Annotated in this window: 17 protein-coding genes and 1 pseudogene; 11 read left to right on the top strand and 7 right to left on the bottom strand. The window is 61.0% G+C overall.

All coding sequences use genetic code 11. The features are described from left to right. Nucleotides 1–268: 268 nt before the first annotated feature. Nucleotides 269–1,549 carry an MFS transporter gene (locus tag PSH80_RS26685; protein ID WP_169955454.1) on the top strand — a complete coding sequence of 427 codons (1,281 nt, stop codon included), beginning with the start codon at nt 269–271 and terminating at the stop codon, nt 1,547–1,549. 36 nt (nt 1,550–1,585) lie between these two features. Here the strand turns inward: PSH80_RS26685 and PSH80_RS26680 are convergent, their stop codons facing one another. Further along, nucleotides 1,586–2,089: a DUF3368 domain-containing protein gene (locus tag PSH80_RS26680; RefSeq protein WP_057961186.1), complete on the bottom strand. Its 504-nt coding sequence runs from the start codon at nt 2,087–2,089 to the stop codon at nt 1,586–1,588. Continuing rightward, nucleotides 2,086–3,144 carry a helix-turn-helix domain-containing protein gene (locus PSH80_RS26675; RefSeq protein ID WP_057961185.1) on the bottom strand — a complete coding sequence of 353 codons (1,059 nt, stop codon included), beginning with the start codon at nt 3,142–3,144 and terminating at the stop codon, nt 2,086–2,088. Before PSH80_RS26675 ends, PSH80_RS26680 begins: the two co-directional genes overlap by 4 nt. Nucleotides 3,145–3,417: 273 nt before the next feature. On the opposite strand from PSH80_RS26675, the gene PSH80_RS26670 reads away from it, so the two are divergent. The 7 genes and pseudogenes from PSH80_RS26670 to PSH80_RS26640 all read left to right on the top strand — a co-directional run bounded on the left by PSH80_RS26670 (nt 3,418) and on the right by PSH80_RS26640 (nt 12,336). Beyond that, nucleotides 3,418–4,404 (top strand): phosphate ABC transporter substrate-binding protein PstS, encoded by a 987-nt coding sequence (locus tag PSH80_RS26670; protein WP_057961184.1) that lies wholly within the window; start codon nt 3,418–3,420, stop codon nt 4,402–4,404. A gap of 428 nt (nt 4,405–4,832) precedes the next feature. Next, nucleotides 4,833–6,866 (top strand): ABC transporter permease subunit, encoded by a 2,034-nt coding sequence (locus tag PSH80_RS26665; protein ID WP_169989492.1) that lies wholly within the window; start codon nt 4,833–4,835, stop codon nt 6,864–6,866. A 15-nt stretch (nt 6,867–6,881) separates the two neighbouring features. Beyond that, entirely contained in the window at nt 6,882–8,552 is a 1,671-nt protein-coding gene (gene pstA / locus PSH80_RS26660; RefSeq protein WP_057961182.1) for a phosphate ABC transporter permease PstA, read from the top strand. A 204-nt stretch (nt 8,553–8,756) separates the two neighbouring features. Next, a complete protein-coding gene (gene pstB / locus PSH80_RS26655) occupies nt 8,757–9,590 on the top strand; it encodes a phosphate ABC transporter ATP-binding protein PstB (RefSeq protein WP_029289934.1) in 834 nt (277 codons plus the stop codon). Between the two features lie 70 nt (nt 9,591–9,660). Next, nucleotides 9,661–10,422 carry a phosphate signaling complex protein PhoU gene (phoU, locus tag PSH80_RS26650; RefSeq protein ID WP_057961181.1) on the top strand — a complete coding sequence of 254 codons (762 nt, stop codon included), beginning with the start codon at nt 9,661–9,663 and terminating at the stop codon, nt 10,420–10,422. Nucleotides 10,423–10,590: 168 nt separating this feature from the next. Continuing rightward, nucleotides 10,591–11,490 carry a response regulator gene (locus PSH80_RS26645; RefSeq protein ID WP_057961180.1) on the top strand — a complete coding sequence of 300 codons (900 nt, stop codon included), beginning with the start codon at nt 10,591–10,593 and terminating at the stop codon, nt 11,488–11,490. Nucleotides 11,491–11,656: 166 nt separating this feature from the next. Then, nucleotides 11,657–12,336, top strand: a pseudogene (locus PSH80_RS26640) (M23 family metallopeptidase). Nucleotides 12,337–12,364: 28 nt separating this feature from the next. On the opposite strand, the gene PSH80_RS26635 reads toward PSH80_RS26640, so the two are convergent. The 3 genes from PSH80_RS26635 to phoB form a co-directional block, all read right to left on the bottom strand. After that, nucleotides 12,365–13,705, bottom strand: a complete 1,341-nt coding sequence (locus PSH80_RS26635; protein WP_305418687.1) for a hemolysin family protein — start codon at nt 13,703–13,705, stop codon at nt 12,365–12,367. A gap of 258 nt (nt 13,706–13,963) precedes the next feature. Continuing rightward, nucleotides 13,964–15,250, bottom strand: coding sequence for a phosphate regulon sensor histidine kinase PhoR (gene phoR / locus PSH80_RS26630; RefSeq protein ID WP_178112044.1), 1,287 nt, complete (start codon nt 15,248–15,250; stop codon nt 13,964–13,966). 81 nt (nt 15,251–15,331) lie between these two features. Further along, the gene (gene phoB, locus PSH80_RS26625) at nt 15,332–16,021 is read right to left on the bottom strand and encodes a phosphate regulon transcriptional regulator PhoB (protein WP_003176964.1); all 690 of its coding nucleotides are present in this window, start codon (nt 16,019–16,021) and stop codon (nt 15,332–15,334) included. Between the two features lie 152 nt (nt 16,022–16,173). Here phoB and PSH80_RS26620 point away from each other — a divergent pair, with 152 nt between their 5' ends. Next, nucleotides 16,174–16,554 (top strand): hypothetical protein, encoded by a 381-nt coding sequence (locus PSH80_RS26620; protein WP_057444223.1) that lies wholly within the window; start codon nt 16,174–16,176, stop codon nt 16,552–16,554. 56 nt (nt 16,555–16,610) lie between these two features. On the opposite strand, the gene ubiA is transcribed toward PSH80_RS26620, so the two are convergent. Both ubiA and PSH80_RS26610 read right to left on the bottom strand, forming a co-directional pair. Continuing rightward, nucleotides 16,611–17,501 carry a 4-hydroxybenzoate octaprenyltransferase gene (gene ubiA / locus PSH80_RS26615; protein ID WP_216312015.1) on the bottom strand — a complete coding sequence of 297 codons (891 nt, stop codon included), beginning with the start codon at nt 17,499–17,501 and terminating at the stop codon, nt 16,611–16,613. Then, on the bottom strand, nt 17,501–18,064 hold the full coding sequence (locus PSH80_RS26610) for a chorismate lyase (protein ID WP_115129297.1): 564 nt from the start codon (nt 18,062–18,064) through the stop codon (nt 17,501–17,503). Before PSH80_RS26610 ends, ubiA begins: the two co-directional genes overlap by 1 nt. Before the next feature lie 196 nt (nt 18,065–18,260). Here PSH80_RS26610 and PSH80_RS26605 point away from each other — a divergent pair, with 196 nt between their 5' ends. Continuing rightward, nucleotides 18,261–18,428, top strand: coding sequence for a rubredoxin (locus tag PSH80_RS26605; RefSeq protein ID WP_032856748.1), 168 nt, complete (start codon nt 18,261–18,263; stop codon nt 18,426–18,428). A 38-nt stretch (nt 18,429–18,466) separates the two neighbouring features. Then, on the top strand, nt 18,467–19,615 hold the full coding sequence (locus PSH80_RS26600; protein ID WP_057961176.1) for an NAD(P)/FAD-dependent oxidoreductase: 1,149 nt from the start codon (nt 18,467–18,469) through the stop codon (nt 19,613–19,615). Nucleotides 19,616–19,624: the final 9 nt, after the last annotated feature.

The raw sequence follows: 19,624 nt of genomic DNA, 5'->3' as shown, positions 1-19,624 counted from the left end.
GTCATGCAACTTGAGGGGTTTGACCATTGTGCCTTTTGAACTCTGCGCTCCAGTATTTGCTGGCGTTTTCGGTCCCCGATAATAATTCGAAGAGGGAATAGGCGGGCCTTGCAAGGTGGTGACTTTGCGAGTCGACGCCAGTCGCTGTGCAGGTGTTTAGACTGTGCTTTTGCGGGCAATTTGTTATCTTGCCGGACCTGCCAGGCCAAACCAGCACTGTTGCGGATTCCTGATCTGACCTAATAAGAGAAGCCTTGCCATGACCACAGTGCCTTCAAGCATTGCGCCGCCCGCACGACCGCTGAACCGCAACGACTACAAAACCCTGTCGCTGTCCGCCCTGGGGGGCGCGCTGGAGTTCTACGACTTCATCATCTTCGTGTTCTTCGCCACTGTGGTCGGGAAACTGTTTTTCCCCGCCGACATGCCCGAATGGCTGCGCCTGATGCAGACCTTCGGCATCTTCGCCGCCGGCTACCTGGCGCGGCCGCTGGGCGGGATCATCATGGCGCACTTCGGTGACCTGCTGGGGCGCAAGAAGATGTTCACCCTGAGCATCTTCATGATGGCGGTGCCGACCCTGATCATGGGTCTGTTGCCGACCTACGCGCAGATCGGCCTGTGGGCCCCGATCCTGTTGTTGCTGATGCGCGTGATCCAGGGCGCGGCGATTGGTGGAGAAGTGCCGGGCGCGTGGGTTTTTGTTTCTGAACATGTACCGCCACGCCATATCGGCTATGCCTGCGGCACCCTGACCAGCGGCCTGACCGCCGGTATCCTCCTGGGTTCGCTGGTGGCCACCGCGATCAACACGATCTACACCCCGGAGCAAGTGTCGGACTACGCCTGGCGGATCCCGTTCCTGTTGGGCGGTGTGTTCGGCCTGTTCTCGGTGTACCTGCGCCGCTGGCTGCACGAAACCCCGATCTTCGCCGAAATGCAGCAGCGCAAGACCCTGGCCGCCGAGCTGCCATTGCGTGCGGTCCTGCGTGACCACCGTGGCGCCATCGTGCTGTCGATGCTGCTGACCTGGCTGCTGTCGGCCGGCATTGTCGTTGTGATCCTGATGACCCCGACCGTGCTGCAGACCATCTACCACTTCAGCCCGACAGTCTCGTTGCAGGCCAACAGCCTGGCGATCGTCACCCTGAGCCTGGGCTGCATCCTCTCCGGCGCACTGGCTGACCGCTTCGGCGCCGGGCGCGTGCTGATCGCCGGTTGCGCGTTGCTGCTCGCGACCTCGTGGACGCTGTATCACAGCCTGCTGGATCACCCAAACTGGCTGTTCCCGCTGTACACCCTTACCGGCCTGTTCGTCGGCGTGGTCGGCGTGGTGCCCTACGTGATGGTCAAGGCCTTCCCACCGGTGGTGCGCTTCAGCGGCCTGTCGTTTTCCTACAACGTTGCCTACGCGGTGTTCGGTGGTCTGACGCCGTTGGTGGTGTCGCTGCTGATGAAAGAAAGCCCGATGGGCCCGGCGTACTACGTCGCCGTGATCTGCACGATGGGGATGCTGGTGGGTGCCTACCTGTGGAAACGCGGGCGGTAAACGCCTCGGGCTTACTGATGCACATGGATGTGCTGATCAAAACTCAGGAAGGTTCGGACGCCAGGTAGACAGTCGGGCTTGGCATTCTGATACGGGCAAGCGAGAGCCTCCCGCTAACATGGTGTCTAGCGCCGTCGCTGCGTCGCCAGAGCTGATGACTTGATGCTCGACCATAAGGTCGAGTAGCCACAGTGCACCATGTACTTGCAGCCCGTCCTGGATAGCCTGGCGACGGAGCTTCCCATCTCCTGTGAGCAGTGGTCTTCCGGTTATCTGTGCCAGCAGGTAGCAGGAGACGTCAGCCAAGGCGCTGTTGTTGTGTGCAATTTTGAGCGCCCAGAGTTTTTGTACACCTCGCTCGTCAAATGACTCGACCACCAGCCCTTGGGCGAGCAGTTCATCATGAGCGAAGTCCTCGAGTTCGTGCATGACGAAATCAGTGCAGCAGAGCGTGAAAGGTAGCCTGAACATATGCTCCAGCAATCCCGCGTTTCTGAAATCAATCCAGATATTGGTATCGCTGATATAGATCAGGCTCATGCACTCTCCAGTGAGCCCAGAAAATTAGGGTCTAGAGCCTTCACTGGGCGACGCAGTAACTCAGCTGCCCGTGACTTGGTGATCAAACCCTCCGCCAGGCCCCAGAACACCAGCGATTCGAAACGCTGAGGCGGCTTGCACGGCAACTGCTCGGGTTCTGCCTTGCGCCAGCCATTGCTGCTGAACTGAATAGTCAGGGATTTGTAGCCACTTTCTCCCAGCAGATTGAGGTCCTTCAACCGACGGAGCGCCGCATGCATCGAGAGTCCATACTGGCGTTTGGCAATCAAGAGTTCGCGAGGGTGGACGCGTGAGCGTTGATGGCTCCCGAAATCTCCGGTGACACTTTTGGCTGGATAAAGAAAAGCCCCCGCGAAGCGGTGACAGCAGTGTTCTTTATCGCGTTCGGACATCTCATCGGGTAGTTGCATCACCCAGTGTCCCAACTCATGAGCGGCGGTAAAGCGAATGCGCTCGCCTGGTCGTTGGGCGTTCAGAGCTATCAGCACATGTTCGCCATCATGGGTGGCGGCACAGGCTCCGTCGAAATCATCCGGGCCGTTGAGCATCACCACTTTGATACCGTGCTCCTCAAGTTGCTCAGTCAGATGGGCGATTGGGTCTGCGCCGATGCCCCAATATTTGCGCAGCTCCTCGGCCGCCCATTCGGCCTCCTCTATAGAGGTAACGGACAACATCTGTGGTGGAGTTCTGGCGGTCTGGATATCCAGCGGATCGAAGCACTCCTCTAGGGCTATGTATCGCTCCAGGTGTTCACGAACCTGTTCCTCGACCTGTACCTGGCGGTATTGAGGCATCTTCGCCAGCTTGCGGAACTCCAGCGGCGCAAGTGGCAGGGCTTCAGGGCGGAAAAAATACTCCGGGCTCACCTCCAGCGCCCTGGCCAATTGCAGAAGACGCTGGGAGTTCGGAGTACTCAAGCCTTTTTCATACTTGCTCAGGCCTTGCTTGGTGATGTCGCCGAGACTGAGTGCCAGTGCTTCCAGCGACATACCACGCAACAACCTTGCGCGGCGAATTCGGTCATTGATCATGTGAGGTCTCCTTAGGTTGACAAGACTATGCTTTGCTTGTTTTTTGTCAACCTAAGGGGGGCCTCTGGTTACGTCGTGTCATTGGCAGCGACGTGCGGAGGTTAGTCAGTGCGGTTCCTAGAGGAAACCCTAAAGATCTGTCGGAAAATTCCGGGCGACCTTTCGCTCAATACTGGCCTTTCATCTAATTGTCATATTCCAGACATAGAGTGTTCACACGGCCTACCGATACTTGGCCCCGATCCAACTATCCCTATCTGCTAGGAGTAAGGCATGAAACTGAAGCGTTTGATGGCGGCAATGACTTTTGTCGCTGCTGGCGTTGCGACTGCCCACGCGGTGGCCGCTGGTGTTGACCCGGCAATTCCGGCTTATACCAAAACCACTGGTGTATCGGGCAACTTGTCCAGCGTCGGTTCCGACACCCTGGCTAACCTGATGACCCTGTGGGCCGAGAACTACAAAAAAGAATACCCGAACGTCAACATCCAGATTCAAGCCGCCGGTTCTTCCACCGCGCCGCCTGCACTCACCGAAGGCACCGCTAACCTGGGCCCGATGAGCCGCAAGATGAAGGACAACGAACTGCAGGCTTTCGAGCAGAAGTACGGCTACAAGCCGACTGCTATCCCGGTGGCCGTGGACGCCCTGGCTGTGTTCGTACACAAGGACAACCCGATCAAGCACCTGACCATGGCCCAGGTTGACGCCGTGTTCTCGTCGACTCGTCTGTGCGGTGCCAAGGCTGACGTCAAGACCTGGGGCGACCTGGGTGTGACCGGTGACCTGGCCAACAAGCCGGTGCAACTGTTCGGTCGTAACTCGGTATCCGGCACCTACGGCTACTTCAAGGAAGAAGCCCTGTGCAAAGGTGACTACAAGCCCAATGTCAACGAACAGCCAGGTTCGGCTTCGGTCGTGCAGTCCATCAGCTCCTCGCTGAACGGCATCGGTTACTCGGGCATCGGCTACAAGACCGCCAGCGTGAAAACCGTGGCCCTGGCCAAGAAAGAAGGCGGCGAGTTCGTCGAAGACACCGAAGAGAACACCCTGAACGGCAAGTACCCGCTGTCGCGCTTCCTCTACGTGTACATCAACAAAGCCCCGAACAAGCCTCTGGCCCCGCTGGAAGCCGAGTTCGTGAAACTGGTTCTGTCCAAACAGGGCCAGGAAGTTGTAGTCAAAGACGGCTACATCCCACTGCCAGCCAAAGTTGCCGCCAAGGCATTGGCTGACCTGGGTCTGCAAGAAGGCAAATAAGCCTGTACTACCTGGTGTAGATGCATGCTCTTGTGTGGGAGCGGGCTTGCCCGCTCCCACAACAAGCCGGCCTACACCCCTAATTTTTCGGTCCGCTGCCAGCCCTGCTACGCGGCGGATTTCTTGCGTCACTGCATTGTCATCTTTCTGTCATACAGGATCGCTAGGGTGTGCGCATGAATGATCTGGCCAATTCCACCATGACGACGACTTCTCCTCCCAAGCGCATTGACTTCAATACGCCTGAGCTGCAACGCAAGCGCCGCATCCGCGCGCTCAAGGACCGCCTGACCCGTTGGTACGTGCTGGTCGGCGGTCTCGCCGTCCTCGGCGCTATCACCCTGATTTTCTTCTTCCTGGCCTACGTGGTCGGGCCGCTGTTCCAGGGTGCCAGCCTGACCAAGGACGAGGCCCTGACGCCTGCCTGGATGCAGGATGCCGGCAAGCCGTTGCTGATCTCGCTGGAAGAACAGAACCAGGTCGCCATGCGGGTTTCCGACAAGGGCCAGGCATTGTTCTTCACTGTCGACACTGGCGCTGAGCTCAAACGGGTCGACCTGGCCCTGCCGGCCGGCGCCAGTGTGGTGTCCATCGGTGAAGACCAGCCGGGCAGCCCGCTGGTGATCCTCGGTCTGTCCAACGGCCAGTCCCTGGTGTTCCGCCACACTTATAAAGTGTCCTACCCGGACGGTAAGAAGACCATTTCGCCGGAAATCGAATACCCCTACGGCGAAGCGCCGATGGTGCTCGATGAGGCCGGTCGTCCGCTGGAGCATGTGGCCCTCAACGCCACCGAGACCTCGCTGGTCATTGCCGGCTCCTCTGGCTCGCACCTGAACGTGCTGTCGGTGAGCCGCGAAGAAAACATGATGACCGGCGAAGTGGTCAGCGAGCAGAAGCGCATCGACTTGCCGCAAATGACTGAGCCTGTGAAAGCGATCTTCGTCGATCCGCGCCAGCAATGGCTGTATGTGATCAACGGTCGCGCCCTGGCCGATGTGTTCAGCCTGCGCGACAACAGCCTCAACGGTCGATACAAGTTGTTGGAAGATGGCAGCGCCGAAATCACCGCCAGCACCCAGCTGGTGGGCGGTATCTCGCTGATCGTCGGCGACTCCAAGGGCGGCCTGGCCCAGTGGTTCATGGCCCGCGACCCGGATGGCGAGCAACACCTCAAGCAGATCCGCACGTTCCAGATGGGCAGCACACCGGTGGTGGAAATCACCGCTGAAGAGCGTCGCAAAGGCTTTACCGCCCTGGATGCCTCCGGCAACTTCGGTGTGTTCCACAGCACCGCGCATCGCACCCTGCTGGTGGACCCGGTGGTAGAAGGCCAAGGCATCTTCGGCATGTCGCCACGGGCCAACCGCGTGCTCGTCGAAGCCGGCGGCAAGCTGCAGCCGTTGTCCCTCGACAACCCGCACCCGGAAGTGTCCTGGAGCGCGTTGTGGAGCAAGGTCTGGTACGAAAACTACGACGAACCTAAATACGTCTGGCAATCGACCGCCGCCAACAGCGACTTCGAACCCAAGATGAGCCTCGCGCCGCTGACCTTCGGTACGCTAAAGGCCGCGTTCTACGCCATGTTGCTGGCTGCACCACTGGCCATTGCCGCGGCGATCTACACCGCCTACTTCATGGCCCCGAGCCTGCGCCGCAAGGTCAAGCCGGTGATCGAGCTGATGGAAGCGATGCCGACGGTGATCCTCGGCTTCTTCGCCGGCCTGTTCCTGGCGCCGTATGTCGAAGGGCACCTGCCGGGGATTTTCAGCCTGCTGATGTTGTTGCCGATTGGCATCCTGGTGGCGGGTTTTGCTTTCAGTCGCCTGCCTGAGTCGATCCGCCTGCGTGTTCCCGATGGCTGGGAAAGTGCGATGTTGATCCCGGTGATCCTGTTTGTGGGCTGGCTCTCGTTGTACATGAGCCCGTACCTGGAAACCTGGTTCTTCGGTGGCGACATGCGCATGTGGATCTCCCACGACCTTGGCATCACCTACGACCAGCGCAACGCCCTGGTTGTCGGCCTGGCCATGGGTTTTGCGGTGATCCCGAACATCTACTCCATCGCCGAAGACGCCGTGTTCAGCGTACCGCGCGGCCTGACCCTGGGTTCCCTGGCCCTGGGCGCCACGCCTTGGCAGACCATGACCCGCGTCGTATTGCTGACCGCCAGCCCGGGGATTTTCTCGGCGCTGATGATCGGCATGGGCCGTGCGGTGGGTGAAACCATGATCGTGCTGATGGCCACGGGTAACACCCCGGTCATGGAGATGAACCTGTTCGAAGGCCTGCGAACGCTCGCAGCCAACGTCGCGGTGGAAATGCCCGAGTCGGAAGTGGGCGGCAGTCACTACCGGGTGCTGTTCCTCTCGGCGCTGGTACTGCTGTTGTTTACCTTCGTCATGAACACCCTCGCCGAGCTGATCCGTCAGCGTCTGCGCAAGAAATACTCGTCGCTTTAAGAAAGGTAGAAGTCTGTGAAACAGAACTCCCTGAATGGATGGTTCAAGAGCGGCGCCCCCGGCGTCTGGATCAGCGGTGGCGCGGTGGCCATCGCGGTCATCATGACCATTGGTTTGCTGGCTGTGATTGCCGTGCGCGGCTTGGGTCACTTCTGGCCGGCTGACCTGATCCAGGCCAACTACGGCGTGCCGGGCCAGGCCAACCACATCGTCATCGGCGAAGTGGTACAGAAAGAACAAGTGCCGCGCGAGCGCCTGAAAAGCGCTGGCCTGCCGGTGCCGGACGAAGGTCCGGAGTTCATGACCCGCGAGCTGATCAAGGTCGGCAACCGTGACTTGAACGGCAATGACTTCACCTGGATCGTCGGCGAGTGGCTGACCAACCAGACCACGCCTGCCGAGTTGATGGCCATCGAGCGTCGTGAGTGGGGTAACTTCTACGGCACCCTGGTCAACGTCAAGCAGGATGGCAAAGTCATCGCCGAAGGCGAGGCTGCGTGGCCAGAGCTGCAGGCGCGGGTTGAGCGGGTGAACAAGCTGGCTGCCGATCTCAAGACCCTTGAGAAGAGTGACATCGGCGCGATCAACGCCGGCCTCGAGCGCATCCGCCTGCAAGGTCGCAAGCTGGAACTGAACGGCAAGCTCGACGCCGCCGCCCAGGCCGATATGGATGCCGATCGCGCCGAGCTGAATGCCCGTTACCAGGCTGTTGAAGCGCGCCTGGCCGACCTGCACGCCCAGTTCAACCGCGACAGCCTCACGGCCCGCGATGCCAACGGCAAAGAGCTGGAAATCAATATTGGCCACGTGGTGCACGCCTACCAGCCGAACGCCATGGGCACCCTGACCAAGATGGGTTTCTATGTCAGTAAGGTCTGGGAATTCCTCAGCGATGACCCACGGGAAGCCAACACCGAAGGCGGGATTTTCCCGGCGATCTTCGGCACCGTGATGATGACCCTGATCATGGCGATGATCGTGACCCCATTCGGCGTGCTGGCGGCGGTCTACCTGCGTGAATACGCCAAGCAGAACGCCTTGACCCGCATTATCCGTATCGCGGTGAACAACCTGGCGGGCGTCCCGGCGATTGTCTACGGCGTGTTCGGCCTGGGCTTCTTCGTCTACGTGCTGGGTGGCTCGGTGGACCGCCTGTTCTTCCCCGAAGCCCTGCCGGCACCGACCTTCGGTACGCCGGGCCTGTTGTGGGCTTCGCTGACCCTGGCGCTGCTGGCGGTACCGGTGGTGATCGTGGCCACTGAGGAAGGCCTGGCGCGAATCCCACGCACCGTGCGTGAGGGTTCCCTGGCACTGGGTGCAACCAAGGCGGAGACCCTGTGGAAAATCGTCCTGCCCATGGCCAGCCCGGCGATGATGACCGGCATGATCCTCGCTGTGGCCCGCGCCGCGGGTGAAGTCGCACCGCTGATGTTGGTGGGTGTGGTCAAGCTGGCGCCGTCGCTGCCGCTGGACGGCAATTACCCGTACCTGCACCTGGACCAGAAGATCATGCACCTGGGCTTCCATATCTACGACGTCGGCTTCCAGAGCCCCAACGTCGAAGCGGCCCGCCCGCTGGTGTACGCCACCGCGTTCCTGCTGGTGCTGGTGATCGCCACGCTGAACCTGTCGGCGGTATGGATTCGTAACCACCTGCGCGAAAAATACAAGGCGCTGGATAGCTGATTGAATTGAACGCGGACCTAATGTGGGAGCGGGCTTGCTCGCGAATGCGGTGTCTCAGTAATAGATTGGTTGACTGACCTGACGCTTTCGCGAGTAAGCCCGCTCCCACAGGGAACCGAGTTGGAAACAGATTTGAGGTAAACCGCAAGGCCCACTATGAAGCCGCGGTTCAACGAAACGAATTGGTAGCACAGGGAGCATCCCATGCAACATGAAACCCATTCCCACGGCATCAACATGTCAGCCCTGGGTCGCGACAAGCAGAGCCTGAGCCTGGCCGAAGAAACCGTGGCCATCGAAGTTCCGGGCCTGAGCCTGTACTACGGTGAGAAGCAAGCGCTGTTCGACGTCAGCATGAACATCCCCAAGCAGCGCGTGACCGCCTTTATCGGCCCGTCGGGCTGCGGCAAGTCCACGCTGTTGCGCACCTTCAACCGCATGAACGACCTGGTGGACGGTTGCCGTGTGGAGGGCGCGATCAACCTCTACGGCAGCAACATCTACCGCAAGGGCGAAGATGTGGCCGAGCTGCGTCGCCGGGTGGGCATGGTGTTCCAGAAGCCCAACCCGTTCCCCAAGACCATCTACGAAAACGTGGTCTATGGCCTGCGCATCCAGGGCATCAACAAAAAGCGCATCCTCGACGAAGCAGTGGAGTGGGCCCTCAAGGGCGCGGCGCTGTGGGATGAGGTCAAGGACCGCCTGCACGAATCGGCCCTCGGCCTGTCCGGCGGCCAGCAGCAGCGTCTGGTGATTGCCCGGACCATCGCCGTGGAGCCGGAAGTACTGCTGCTCGACGAACCGTGCTCGGCACTCGATCCGATCTCGACGCTGAAAGTCGAAGAGCTGATCTACGAGCTCAAGTCCAAGTTCACCATCGTCATCGTGACCCACAACATGCAACAGGCGGCACGGGTTTCCGATTACACCGCGTTCATGTACATGGGCAAACTGGTGGAATTCGGCGATACCGATACCCTGTTCACCAATCCGGCGAAGAAGCAGACCGAAGACTACATCACCGGTCGTTACGGCTAGGAAGCTGTGGTTCTGATTGCACTGACGCTGCGGTTCTCCGCACCTTACCGGACGCTCCAAGGACGCCAACATGATTAGCAAAGAAGGCCTTACCCACCACATCTCCGCGCAGTTCAACGCCGAGCTTGAGGAAGTGCGCAGCCACCTCCTGGCCATGGGCGGGCTGGTGGAGAAGCAAGTCAACGACGCGGTCACCGCGCTGATCGAGGCCGACTCGGGCCTGGCCCAGCAAGTGCGCGAGATCGACGACCAGATCAACCAGATGGAGCGCAACATCGACGAGGAATGCCTGCGCATCCTCGCCCGTCGCCAGCCGGCGGCGTCCGACCTGCGTCTGATCATCAGCATTTCCAAGTCGGTGATCGACCTCGAGCGTATCGGCGACGAAGCCACCAAAATCGCCCGTCGCGCTATCCAGTTGTGCGAAGAAGGCGAAGCGCCACGCGGTTACGTCGAAGTGCGCCACATCGGCGACCAGGTGCGCAACATGGTGCGCGACGCGCTGGATGCCTTTGCGCGCTTTGACGCCGACCTGGCATTGTCCGTGGCCCAGTACGACAAGATCATCGACCGCGAGTACAAGACCGCCCTGCGTGAGCTGGCGACCTACATGATGGAAGACCCGCGCTCTATCTCGCGGGTGTTGAGCATCATCTGGGTGCTGCGTTCCCTGGAGCGGATCGGCGACCACGCGCGCAATATCTCGGAATTGGTGATTTATCTGGTGCGCGGCACCGACGTACGGCACATGGGCCTCAAGCGCATGAAAGCCGAAGTTGAAGGCACAGCCGATCAAATCCCTAATGTTCCGGCCGAATCTGACGATAAGTAAGATTGCCCGAGAAATAAACGCCCGACCTCTGGTCGGGCGTTTGCGTTTGTGGCGTATGAGTTTTGCGCTGCGGGCGGCTGTAAAGTCCCGGCGTGACTGACGAGTTTTTGGCAAAATGCCATCAGTTAAGCGTTTTGCTTGCCGGGGTTTTGAGAGGATGAAGGGTCGATGAGTAAAGTCAGTGTATTGGTGGTGGATGACGCCTCGTTTATTCGCGACCTGGTGAAGAAGTGCCTGCGTAACTACTTCCCCGGTATCAAGATTGAAGATGCGGTGAACGGCAAAAAGGCCCAGGCCATCCTGATGCGCGAAACCTTCGACATGGTGCTGTGCGACTGGGAAATGCCGGAAATGTCTGGCCTGGAACTGTTGACCTGGTGCCGTGAGCAGCCTCAGCTCAAGTCCATGCCGTTTGTCATGGTCACCAGCCGCGGCGACAAGGAAAACGTGGTCCAGGCCATCCAGGCCGGCGTCTCCGGTTATGTCAGCAAGCCGTTCACCAACGAGCAATTGCTGAACAAGGTCAAGCAGGCCCTGAACAAGATCGGCCGCCTCGACGCCTTGCTGGCCAGCGCGCCGACCAAGATGAACTCGGCCTTTGGCAACGACTCCCTCAGCGCCCTGACCGGCGGCAAGCCCGAAGCGGTCAAGCCGGCCCCGGTGGCTGCGCCGAGCAAAGGTTTGCTCAACAGCCCGGCAGTGCAGCCCACCGCCGCCCCCTCGGCCGCCAGCGGTCGCGGCCAGGGCCAACTGCGCCTGTCCAGTGGCACCCAGCAATGTGTGATCAAGGGCCTGAGCATCAAGGAGGCGCTGCTGGTGGTACGCCGGGGCGACGTCCTGCCACAAGTGCTGGAAAGCGCGGTGCTCGACCTTGAACAAGGCGAGAACGCCGAAACCGCACGCCTCAACGGCTACCTGCACGCCATCGTCGCCTACGAGCCGCGCCCTGACAGCGACTGGCTGCAACTGACCTTCCGCTTTATCGACCAGGACGCGCAGAAGCTCGACTACATCTCCCGGCTGATTGCCCGGGGCACCGCGCAGAAGCATTTTGTGCCGGGTGCCTGAAGCAAAACCTCGATCACCTGTAGGCGCTGGCTTGCCAGCGATCTCGGTCTGTCTGTCGCTGCATCAGTGACAGGCAAGCCGACTCCTACAGGGGTCGTTAGTCCACACAACATTGTCATGAATCCTTGCTAGCCTGCCGTTCAGTCATACCCGGCAGGTTTATCCGATGCTTGTGCGTTTAATGTTGTTTTGTGGCCTGTGCGCGGTCGCTTCATCGACCCTGGCCATGACCCTCTATCGTTCCACCGATGCCCGTGGCGTGGTGTTTTTCAGCGACCAGAAGACTCCTGGCGCCCAGGCGTTTGTCTTCCAGGAGCGCCGTGTGGCGTCGGTAAAGCGCCAGGCGCTTGATCCCCAGCCGCCACGTCACCTGCGGCCCGCCCAGTTCCAGCGTTACGCCTTGCCCTGGCGTGGCGGTCCGTTCCGCCTGACCCAGGGCCCTGGGGGCACGTTCAGTCACTCTGACGTCAAGAGTCGCTACGCCATGGATATCGCCATGCCTGAGGGCACGCCGATCATCGCTGCGCGGGGCGGCTTGGTGGTGAAGACCGAGAACAACCAAGCCGGGCGCGGCAGTGACCCTTCGGGCAACTTCGTGCGGGTGTTGCACGATGACGGCACCCAGGGCGTGTATCTGCACCTCAAGCAAGGGTCGGTCAGCGTCAGGGACGGGCAGCGCGTGGGGGTGGGCAGCCTGCTGGGGCTATCGGGCAATACCGGCAACAGCAGCGGGCCACACCTGCATTTTTGTGGTGCAGCGCGATACGGGGGGCGGGGTGGGTGTCGATTCCGTATGAGTTCACGCAGCCGGTACAGGCCTTGCCCAACTTTGCGTCGGGGTTGTAGGAGCCGGCAAGCCGACTCCTACAGGGGTTCAGTCGAGCATCAGGACCTTGGCCAGCACGATTTTCGGGCCTTTCATCTTCTTGATGATGATCCGCAGGCCTTCCACTTCCAGCACTTCTTCCTCTTCCGGCACCCGGTTGAGGGTGTCGTAGATCAGGCCGGCGAGGGTTTCGGCTTCGATGTGGTCCAGGTCGATGCCCAGCAGGCGCTCGATCTTGAACAGCGGCGTGTCACCACGCACCAGCAGCTTGCCCGGCTGGTAGGCGAGAATGCCGCGCTCGGCCTTGCGGTGTTCGTCCTGGATATCGCCCACCAGCACTTCCAGCACGTCTTCCATGGTCAGGTAGCCGATGATGTTGCCGTCGGCTTCTTCTACCAGGGCAAAGTGCGCGCCGCCCTTGCGGAACTGCTCGAGCAGTTGCGACAGCGGCATGTGCCGGGATACGCGCTCCAGTGGGCGGGTCAGTTCGGCCAGGTTGAACGACTCGGGAATATGGTCCAGGGCCGCCAGTTCCAGCAGCAGGTCCTTGGTGTGCAGCAGGCCGACAAACTCACCACGCACCGGGTCGTACACCGGGTAGCGGCTGAATTTGTGGCGGCGGAACAGTGCAAGGATTTCCTTGAGCGGCGCGTTGAAGTCCAGGGTCACCAGGTCTTCCCGCGAGTTGGCCCAGTCCACCACTTCCAGCTCGCCCATTTCCACGGCCGAGGCCAGCACGCGCATGCCTTGGTCGCTCGGGTCCTGGCCACGGCTGGAGTGCAGGATCAGCTTGAGCTCTTCACGGCTGTAGTGGTGCTCGTGGTGCGGGCCGGGCTCGCCCTGGCCGGCGATGCGCAGGATCGCGTTGGCGCTGGCGTTGAGCAGGTAGATCGCCGGGTACATGGCCCAGTAGAACAGGTACAGCGGCACCGCCGTCCACAACGACAGCAACTCGGGTTTGCGAATGGCCCAGGACTTGGGCGCCAGCTCACCGACCACGATGTGCAAGTAGGAAATCACGAAGAAGGCAGCGAAGAACGACACACCCTTGATCACTTCGGCCGATTCGACGCCCATGGCGCCCAGCATCGGCTCCAGAATGTGCGCGAAGGCCGGCTCACCGACCCAGCCCAGGCCCAGGGAGGCAAGGGTGATACCCAGCTGGCAGGCCGACAGGTAGGCGTCGAGCTGGCTGTGTACGGTGCGCAGGATCTGCCCGCGCCAGCCATTGGTGTGGGCGATCGCCTCGACACGGGTGGCGCGCAGTTTGACCATGGCAAATTCCGCCGCAACGAAGAAACCGTTGAGCAGTACCAGGATCAGTGCAAAAAGAATCATGCCGAAATCGGCGAAGAGTGTCGCGAGGGTGATACCAGGGGAAGGGTCCATGATGGGGTTTTGCGGGTTCCGTGTATTCAAAAAGGGGTGATGGCTGTGCCTCAAGGGCGGGCACAAGTCAGGCAATGTAGCGGCTGAAGGGGCGCTTGCCTAGTGGCGGCTGCCGGGTGGAACCGTGAATGCCTGCTGCAGCGGGCTTATGCGGGAGCTGGCTTGCCTGCGATGCAGGCGCCTGGCGCTTACAGAAGCACCCAGGAGATGCTATGGCAGGCAAGCCCGGTCCCACAGGCGGTGGGGGGTATTTTCAGATTAATCCTTCACCGCGATTGTTTGCGCATGGGTGACCTGGGTCGGTGCGAAGTGGCAGGTAAAGGTGCTGCCGTGGCCCAGCACACTGCTGATTTCCAGGCGGGCCCGATGACGCAGCAACACATGCTTGACGATCGCCAGGCCCAGCCCGGTGCCGCCGGTGTTGGAGTTACGGCTGGAGTCGACGCGGTAGAAACGCTCGGTCAGGCGTGGCAAGTGCTTGCTGTCGATACCAATCCCCGAATCCTGCACGCTCAGGTGCGCCCCTTGGTGATCGGCCCACCAGCGGATGCGGATCGTGCCTTTGTCCTGGGTGTACTTCACGGCGTTGAACACCAGGTTGGAAAAGGCGCTGCGCAACTCGCCCTCGCTGCCCTTGAGCAGCACCGACGGGTCGGCTTCCAGGGTAATGATCTGGCCGCGCTCGCCGGACAAGGCCTGGGCATCGTTCTTGATGGTCTGCAGCAGGCCCTGTACGGCCACGGGGTGGTTGTCCGAGGGGTAGTCGGTGGCTTCCAGCTTGGCCAGCAGCAGCAGGTCGTTGAGCAGGGTCTGCATGCGTGAGCCTTGTTGCTGCATTTGCTGCAAGGCACGGCTCCAGCGCGGGTTGACCTCTTCGACGTTGTCCAGCAGCGTCTCCAGGTAGCCACAGATCACGGTCAGGGGCGTACGCAATTCGTGGGAGACGTTGGCGACGAAATCCTTGCGCATCTGTTCCAACTGATGGATGCGGGTGACGTCGCGCACCAGCATCAAATGCTCGTTGTTGCCGTAGCGCGTGAGGTACAGCTGGATGCGCACCCGGTCGTTGGTGGGCGAGGGGATTTCCAGGGCTTCCTCATAGTTTTCCTGCTCGAAGTATTCCTTGAAGCGCGGATGGCGTACCAGGTTGGTCACCGGCTGGCCGCTGTCCTGAGGCGTCTTCAGGCCCAGCAGGGTCTCGGCGGCGCGGTTCCACCATTCCAGGTTGCCGTCGCTGTCGAGCATGATCACCGCGTCCTTGAGCGCGGCAGTCGACTCCTGGACCCGGTCGATCACCGCCTGCAGGCGGCCACGTACCCGCTGATCGCGACGTTGCAGGTGATAGATGCTGTCAAACACCTCGCCCCACAGGCCGTAGCCGTCGGGTGGTGCCTCGTCGGGTTTGTGCTGGCGCAGCCATTCGTGCAGGCGCAGCAATTGCTTGAGGGTCCAGCCCAGGTAAAGGCCCAGGCCAATGGCCAGGCTCCAGCCGTAGTAGCCGCTGATCAGGCCCACCAACAGGCAGCCGGTGACCAGCAAGAGCATGTGGCGGATCAGGGTGCCATGCCAGTTTTGATTCACTTGAACATGCGTCCTTGTCGGCTGTTAAGTCTGGGTGGGGTTGGCTCAGCCCTTGGTGGAAAACCGATAACCGGTACCGCGCACGGTTTGTACCAGATTCTCGTAGGCATCGCCCAAGGCTTTGCGCAGGCGGCGGATATGCACGTCCACGGTGCGTTCCTCGACATACACATTGCCGCCCCACACCTGATCGAGCAATTGCCCACGGGTATAGGCGCGCTCCTGGTGGGTCATGAAGAACTGCAACAGGCGGTATTCGGTGGGACCCATCTCGGCAGGTTTGCCGTCGATGGTCACGCGGTGGCTGATCGGGTCCAGCAGCAGGCCACCGACTTCAATCGGTGCCTCGCCATCGGTCGGGCCGGCACGGCGCAGCACGGCCTTCAGGCGGGCAACCAGTTCCCGTGGGGAAAATGGCTTGGTGATGTAGTCGTCGGCGCCGACTTCCAGGCCCTGGATCTTGTTGTCCTCTTCGCCCTTGGCGGTGAGCATGATGATCGGGATATCCCCGGTCAGCTCATCGCGCTTGAGGCGTCGGGCCAATTCGATGCCGGAGGTGCCGGGCAGCATCCAGTCCAGCAGGATCAGGTCCGGCTTGCGGTCGACGATAATGGCGTGGGCCTGCTGGGAGTTCTCTGCCTCCAGGCAGTCATAGCCGGCCATTTCCAACGCAACGGCGATCATTTCGCGAATGGGCGCTTCGTCGTCAACGATCAGAATGCTCCTGCCAACCATGCTAAGTCCTCTTGTCATTTAACTGTCTTGCGCCGCATTAGATAACGGAATTATTGCAGTCGTGTGACAGTATTTTACTGGCCTGCGCAATAGGCGTGGTCCTGAACTACGCTTTGAGTCCGAATCCTGACAACCGCAAAAGGAAGGTTCCGATGAATCAACGTACTTTTTCCTGGAAAGCCCTGCTGGTCACAGCGGCGTTGACCCTGCCAACACTGGCTTTCGCGGCAGAGCCCGCCATGACTAAAGACGGGATGTTGGTGGATCACAAGGAGATGACCCTCTACACCTTCGCCAAGGATGCCGACGGCAAGTCCATGTGCAATGACAAGTGCGCGACCAACTGGCCGCCGTTGAAGGCCGAGTCCACCGATAAACCGATGGGCAAGTGGACCGTGATCACCCGTGACGACAACACCAGCCAGTGGGCCTATGGCGGCAAGCCGCTGTACACCTTCATCATGGACAAAAAAGCTGGCGACGCGACCGGCGACGGCAAAATGGACGGCGCCTGGAAGATCGCCAAACCCTAAGCCATTACTGTGGCATGCGGGCTCCTCGTGATGAGGGTGCGGCCCGCTCGCCACGGTTATCGCAGGGCGTAGTCAGCGACAATCCCGAGGAAGATCGCCAGCCCTGCCCAATGGTTGTGCAAAAACGCCTTGAAGCACTTCATCCGGTCCCGATCCCGGGTGTACCAGAACTCCCAGGCAAAACACCCTGCTGCCGCCAGCAACCCCAGGTGGAACCAACCGCCCAGCTCGAAGCGTGAGCCCGCCAGCAGCAGGCAGAGCAGCGCCAACCCCTGCAGGGTAAGGATGATCATCCTGTCGGCATCGCCAAACAGGATCGCGGTGGATTTGACGCCGATTTTCAAATCATCATCGCGGTCAGTCATCGCGTAATAGGTGTCGTAGGCCACCGTCCACAGCAGGTTGGCGATATACAGCAACCACGCAATGGCCGGCAGGCTGCCGGTCTCGGCGGTAAACGCCATGGGCATGCCCCAGGAAAACGCCGCGCCCAGCACCACTTGCGGGTAATAGGTGTAGCGCTTCATGAACGGGTAGCTGACCGCCAGCGCCAGGCCGCCCAGGGACAGCCAGATGGTCGCGGCGTTGGTCAGCAGCACCAGCACAAAGCTGATGCTCATCAATACGGCAAAAAACACCAGGGCTTCTTTCGAGCTGATCTTGCCGCTCGCCAACGGGCGTTGCGCGGTGCGCTTCACGTGGCCGTCGACCTTGCGGTCAGCCCAGTCATTGATCACGCAACCCCCGGCTCGGGTCAGCGCGACGCCGAGCACGAAGATCACGATATTGCTCAACGAAGGTGAGCCCTTGCCGGCAATCCACAACGCCCAGAGGGTGGGCCACAGCAGCAGATAGATGCCGATGGGCTTGTCCATCCGCGTCAGTTGCACGAAGTCCCAGGCCCGTGGGTTCAGGCGGTTCAGGGATTGGAGCAGGCGCTGGTACATCAGCCATTCTCCGCAGATTGCTGCACCGCTTGCCACAGGCTCGGCAGGAACACTTCCGCCACCAACACGCTCAACGCCCCGCGATCAAAACGCGAGCGCCGCGCCCATAAGCCACTGGCCTGATCTGCCTTCGGCAGCCAGGCCCGTGGGTAATGGCAGACTTCGATGGCCTGGCGGCTGAAGGCCCGGTCACAGAACAGCAGCTCACCCAGGGAGCGGCTGCCCAACTCATCCATATGCAAGCCATCGCCCTGCAAGGCACTGCGCGCTGCAACGCTGCGGGCGAAGACCCAGGCCTGGCCGTGACCGCGTAAATACACCTCGCGCACCCAGCCAATACTGGCGACGGGTAGGTCGAGGGCGGCGCATTCGTCGTCTCGCAGGGGCTGCCAGCCTTCGTACAATGGCGTGACACTGAAGCCGTCGTTGGACAGGTGCGTCAGGCGGCGGGTCAGCGAGCCCTCATCGAACAGCCAGTCGAGGGCAGGAGGCGTGGGCAGGGGGTGCAGAAGGCTCTGGTTCAGCCATTGGCAAGCATCGGGAACGGCAATCGAATGCGGCACGGGGAGTCATTATTGGCAGTTAATGAGGCGCCGAGCTTACCATGCTCACCCGGATTTTTGGCGGGTTGCGCCAGGACATTGGGTCGAACGTGCTTGCATCTGGGCGCCCCGATCAGTACAAAACGCCCTGAGCCGGACAGCAATGCTGGATCTATCGACTGTCGGCCAGTACGCCTGGACCCTGAGGAAGTAAGTAATGAAGAAGTGGCAATGTGTAGTCTGTGGCCTGATCTACAACGAAGCGGACGGATGGCCGGATGACGGGATCGCCCCCGGCACCCTGTGGCAGGACGTCCCGGAAGACTGGCTGTGCCCGGACTGCGGCGTCGGCAAAATGGATTTCGAAATGATCGAAATCGGTTGATTCGCTGAATTTAAGAAACGTACTACAAGGAGAATGGAATGAGCGCACCTGTCGTGATCATCGGTACGGGCTTGGCCGGTTACAACCTGGCTCGGGAGTTTCGTAAACTCGACAGCGAAACTCCGTTGTTGCTGATCACCGCGGATGACGGGCGCTCCTACTCCAAACCCATGCTCTCCACCGGCTTTGGCAAAAACAAGGACGCCGATGGCCTGAGCATGGCGACCCCTGGCGCGATGGCCGAGCAACTCAAGGCCGAAGTGCGCACCCATACCCGCATCAGCGGCATCGACCCTGGCCACAAGCGCCTGTGGATCGGCGAGGAGGCGGTGGTCTACCGCGACCTGATCCTTGCCTGGGGCGCCCAGACGGTACAGGTACCGGTCGAGGGCGATGCCGCTGATCTGATTTTCCCGATCAACGACCTGGAAGACTACGCGCGCTTTCGCCACGCCGCTGCCGGCAAGCGCCGTGTGCTGCTGTTGGGCGCGGGCCTGATCGGCTGTGAGTTTGCCAACGACTTGATCCTGGGCGGCTACACCATCGACCTGGTGGCACCGTGCGAGCAAGTCATGCCGACCCTGCTGCACCCGGCCGCGGCCGCAGCAGTACAGGCCGGGCTGGAAGGCCTGGGCGCACGCTTCCACCTGGGGCCGGTGCTCAACCGCCTGCAACGCACGGTGGACGGCCTGGAAGCCCATCTGTCCGATGGCACGGTGATCGAATGCGACCTGGTGGTCTCCGCCATTGGCTTGCGCCCACGGGTGGACCTGGCGGCTGCGGCCGGCCTGCAAATCAACCGTGGAATCATGGTTGACCGCCACCTCAAGACCTCCCACGCCAATATCTACGCCCTGGGCGACTGCGCCGAGGTCGATGGCCTGAACCTGCTGTACGTCATGCCCCTGATGAGCTGCGCCCGCGCCCTGGCCCAGACCCTGGCGGGCAACGCCACGGCGGTCAACTACGGGCCGATGCCCGTCACGGTGAAAACCCCGGCGTGCCCACTGGTAGTCTCGCCGCCACCACGGGGCCTTGAAGGCGTGTGGAGCGTCGAGGGGCAGGGCGGTGACATCAAGGCCTTGTGCCGCGATGCCAGCGGGCGCCTGCTGGGTTACGCGCTGACGGGCACTGCGGTCATGGAAAAACTGGCCCTAAATAAGGAACTTCCGCCTCTGCTGGCGTAAATGCTGGTC

The sequence above is a fragment of the Pseudomonas sp. FP818 genome (genome assembly GCF_030687335.1).
GTDB lineage: Bacteria > Pseudomonadota > Gammaproteobacteria > Pseudomonadales > Pseudomonadaceae > Aquipseudomonas > Aquipseudomonas shahriarae.
The sequence above is the reverse complement of the archived record's forward strand: the minus strand, read 5'-3'. Positions and strand labels throughout refer to the sequence as shown.

Excerpts from the sequence above, each read along its gene's own strand:
- PSH80_RS26680 (WP_057961186.1), bottom strand. The coding sequence starts at position 2,089 with ATGAGCCTGATCTATATCAGCGATACCAATATCTGGATTGATTTCAGA.
- PSH80_RS26675 (WP_057961185.1), bottom strand. The coding sequence starts at position 3,144 with ATGATCAATGACCGAATTCGCCGCGCAAGGTTGTTGCGTGGTATGTCG.
- PSH80_RS26670 (WP_057961184.1), top strand. The coding sequence starts at position 3,418 with ATGAAACTGAAGCGTTTGATGGCGGCAATGACTTTTGTCGCTGCTGGC.
- PSH80_RS26665 (WP_169989492.1), top strand. The coding sequence starts at position 4,833 with ATGCAGGATGCCGGCAAGCCGTTGCTGATCTCGCTGGAAGAACAGAAC.
- pstB (WP_029289934.1), top strand. The coding sequence starts at position 8,757 with ATGCAACATGAAACCCATTCCCACGGCATCAACATGTCAGCCCTGGGT.
- phoU (WP_057961181.1), top strand. The coding sequence starts at position 9,661 with ATGATTAGCAAAGAAGGCCTTACCCACCACATCTCCGCGCAGTTCAAC.
- PSH80_RS26645 (WP_057961180.1), top strand. The coding sequence starts at position 10,591 with ATGAGTAAAGTCAGTGTATTGGTGGTGGATGACGCCTCGTTTATTCGC.
- PSH80_RS26635 (WP_305418687.1), bottom strand. The coding sequence starts at position 13,705 with ATGGACCCTTCCCCTGGTATCACCCTCGCGACACTCTTCGCCGATTTC.
- phoR (WP_178112044.1), bottom strand. The coding sequence starts at position 15,250 with ATGCTCTTGCTGGTCACCGGCTGCCTGTTGGTGGGCCTGATCAGCGGC.
- phoB (WP_003176964.1), bottom strand. The coding sequence starts at position 16,021 with ATGGTTGGCAGGAGCATTCTGATCGTTGACGACGAAGCGCCCATTCGC.
- PSH80_RS26620 (WP_057444223.1), top strand. The coding sequence starts at position 16,174 with ATGAATCAACGTACTTTTTCCTGGAAAGCCCTGCTGGTCACAGCGGCG.
- ubiA (WP_216312015.1), bottom strand. The coding sequence starts at position 17,501 with ATGTACCAGCGCCTGCTCCAATCCCTGAACCGCCTGAACCCACGGGCC.
- PSH80_RS26605 (WP_032856748.1), top strand. The coding sequence starts at position 18,261 with ATGAAGAAGTGGCAATGTGTAGTCTGTGGCCTGATCTACAACGAAGCG.
- PSH80_RS26600 (WP_057961176.1), top strand. The coding sequence starts at position 18,467 with ATGAGCGCACCTGTCGTGATCATCGGTACGGGCTTGGCCGGTTACAAC.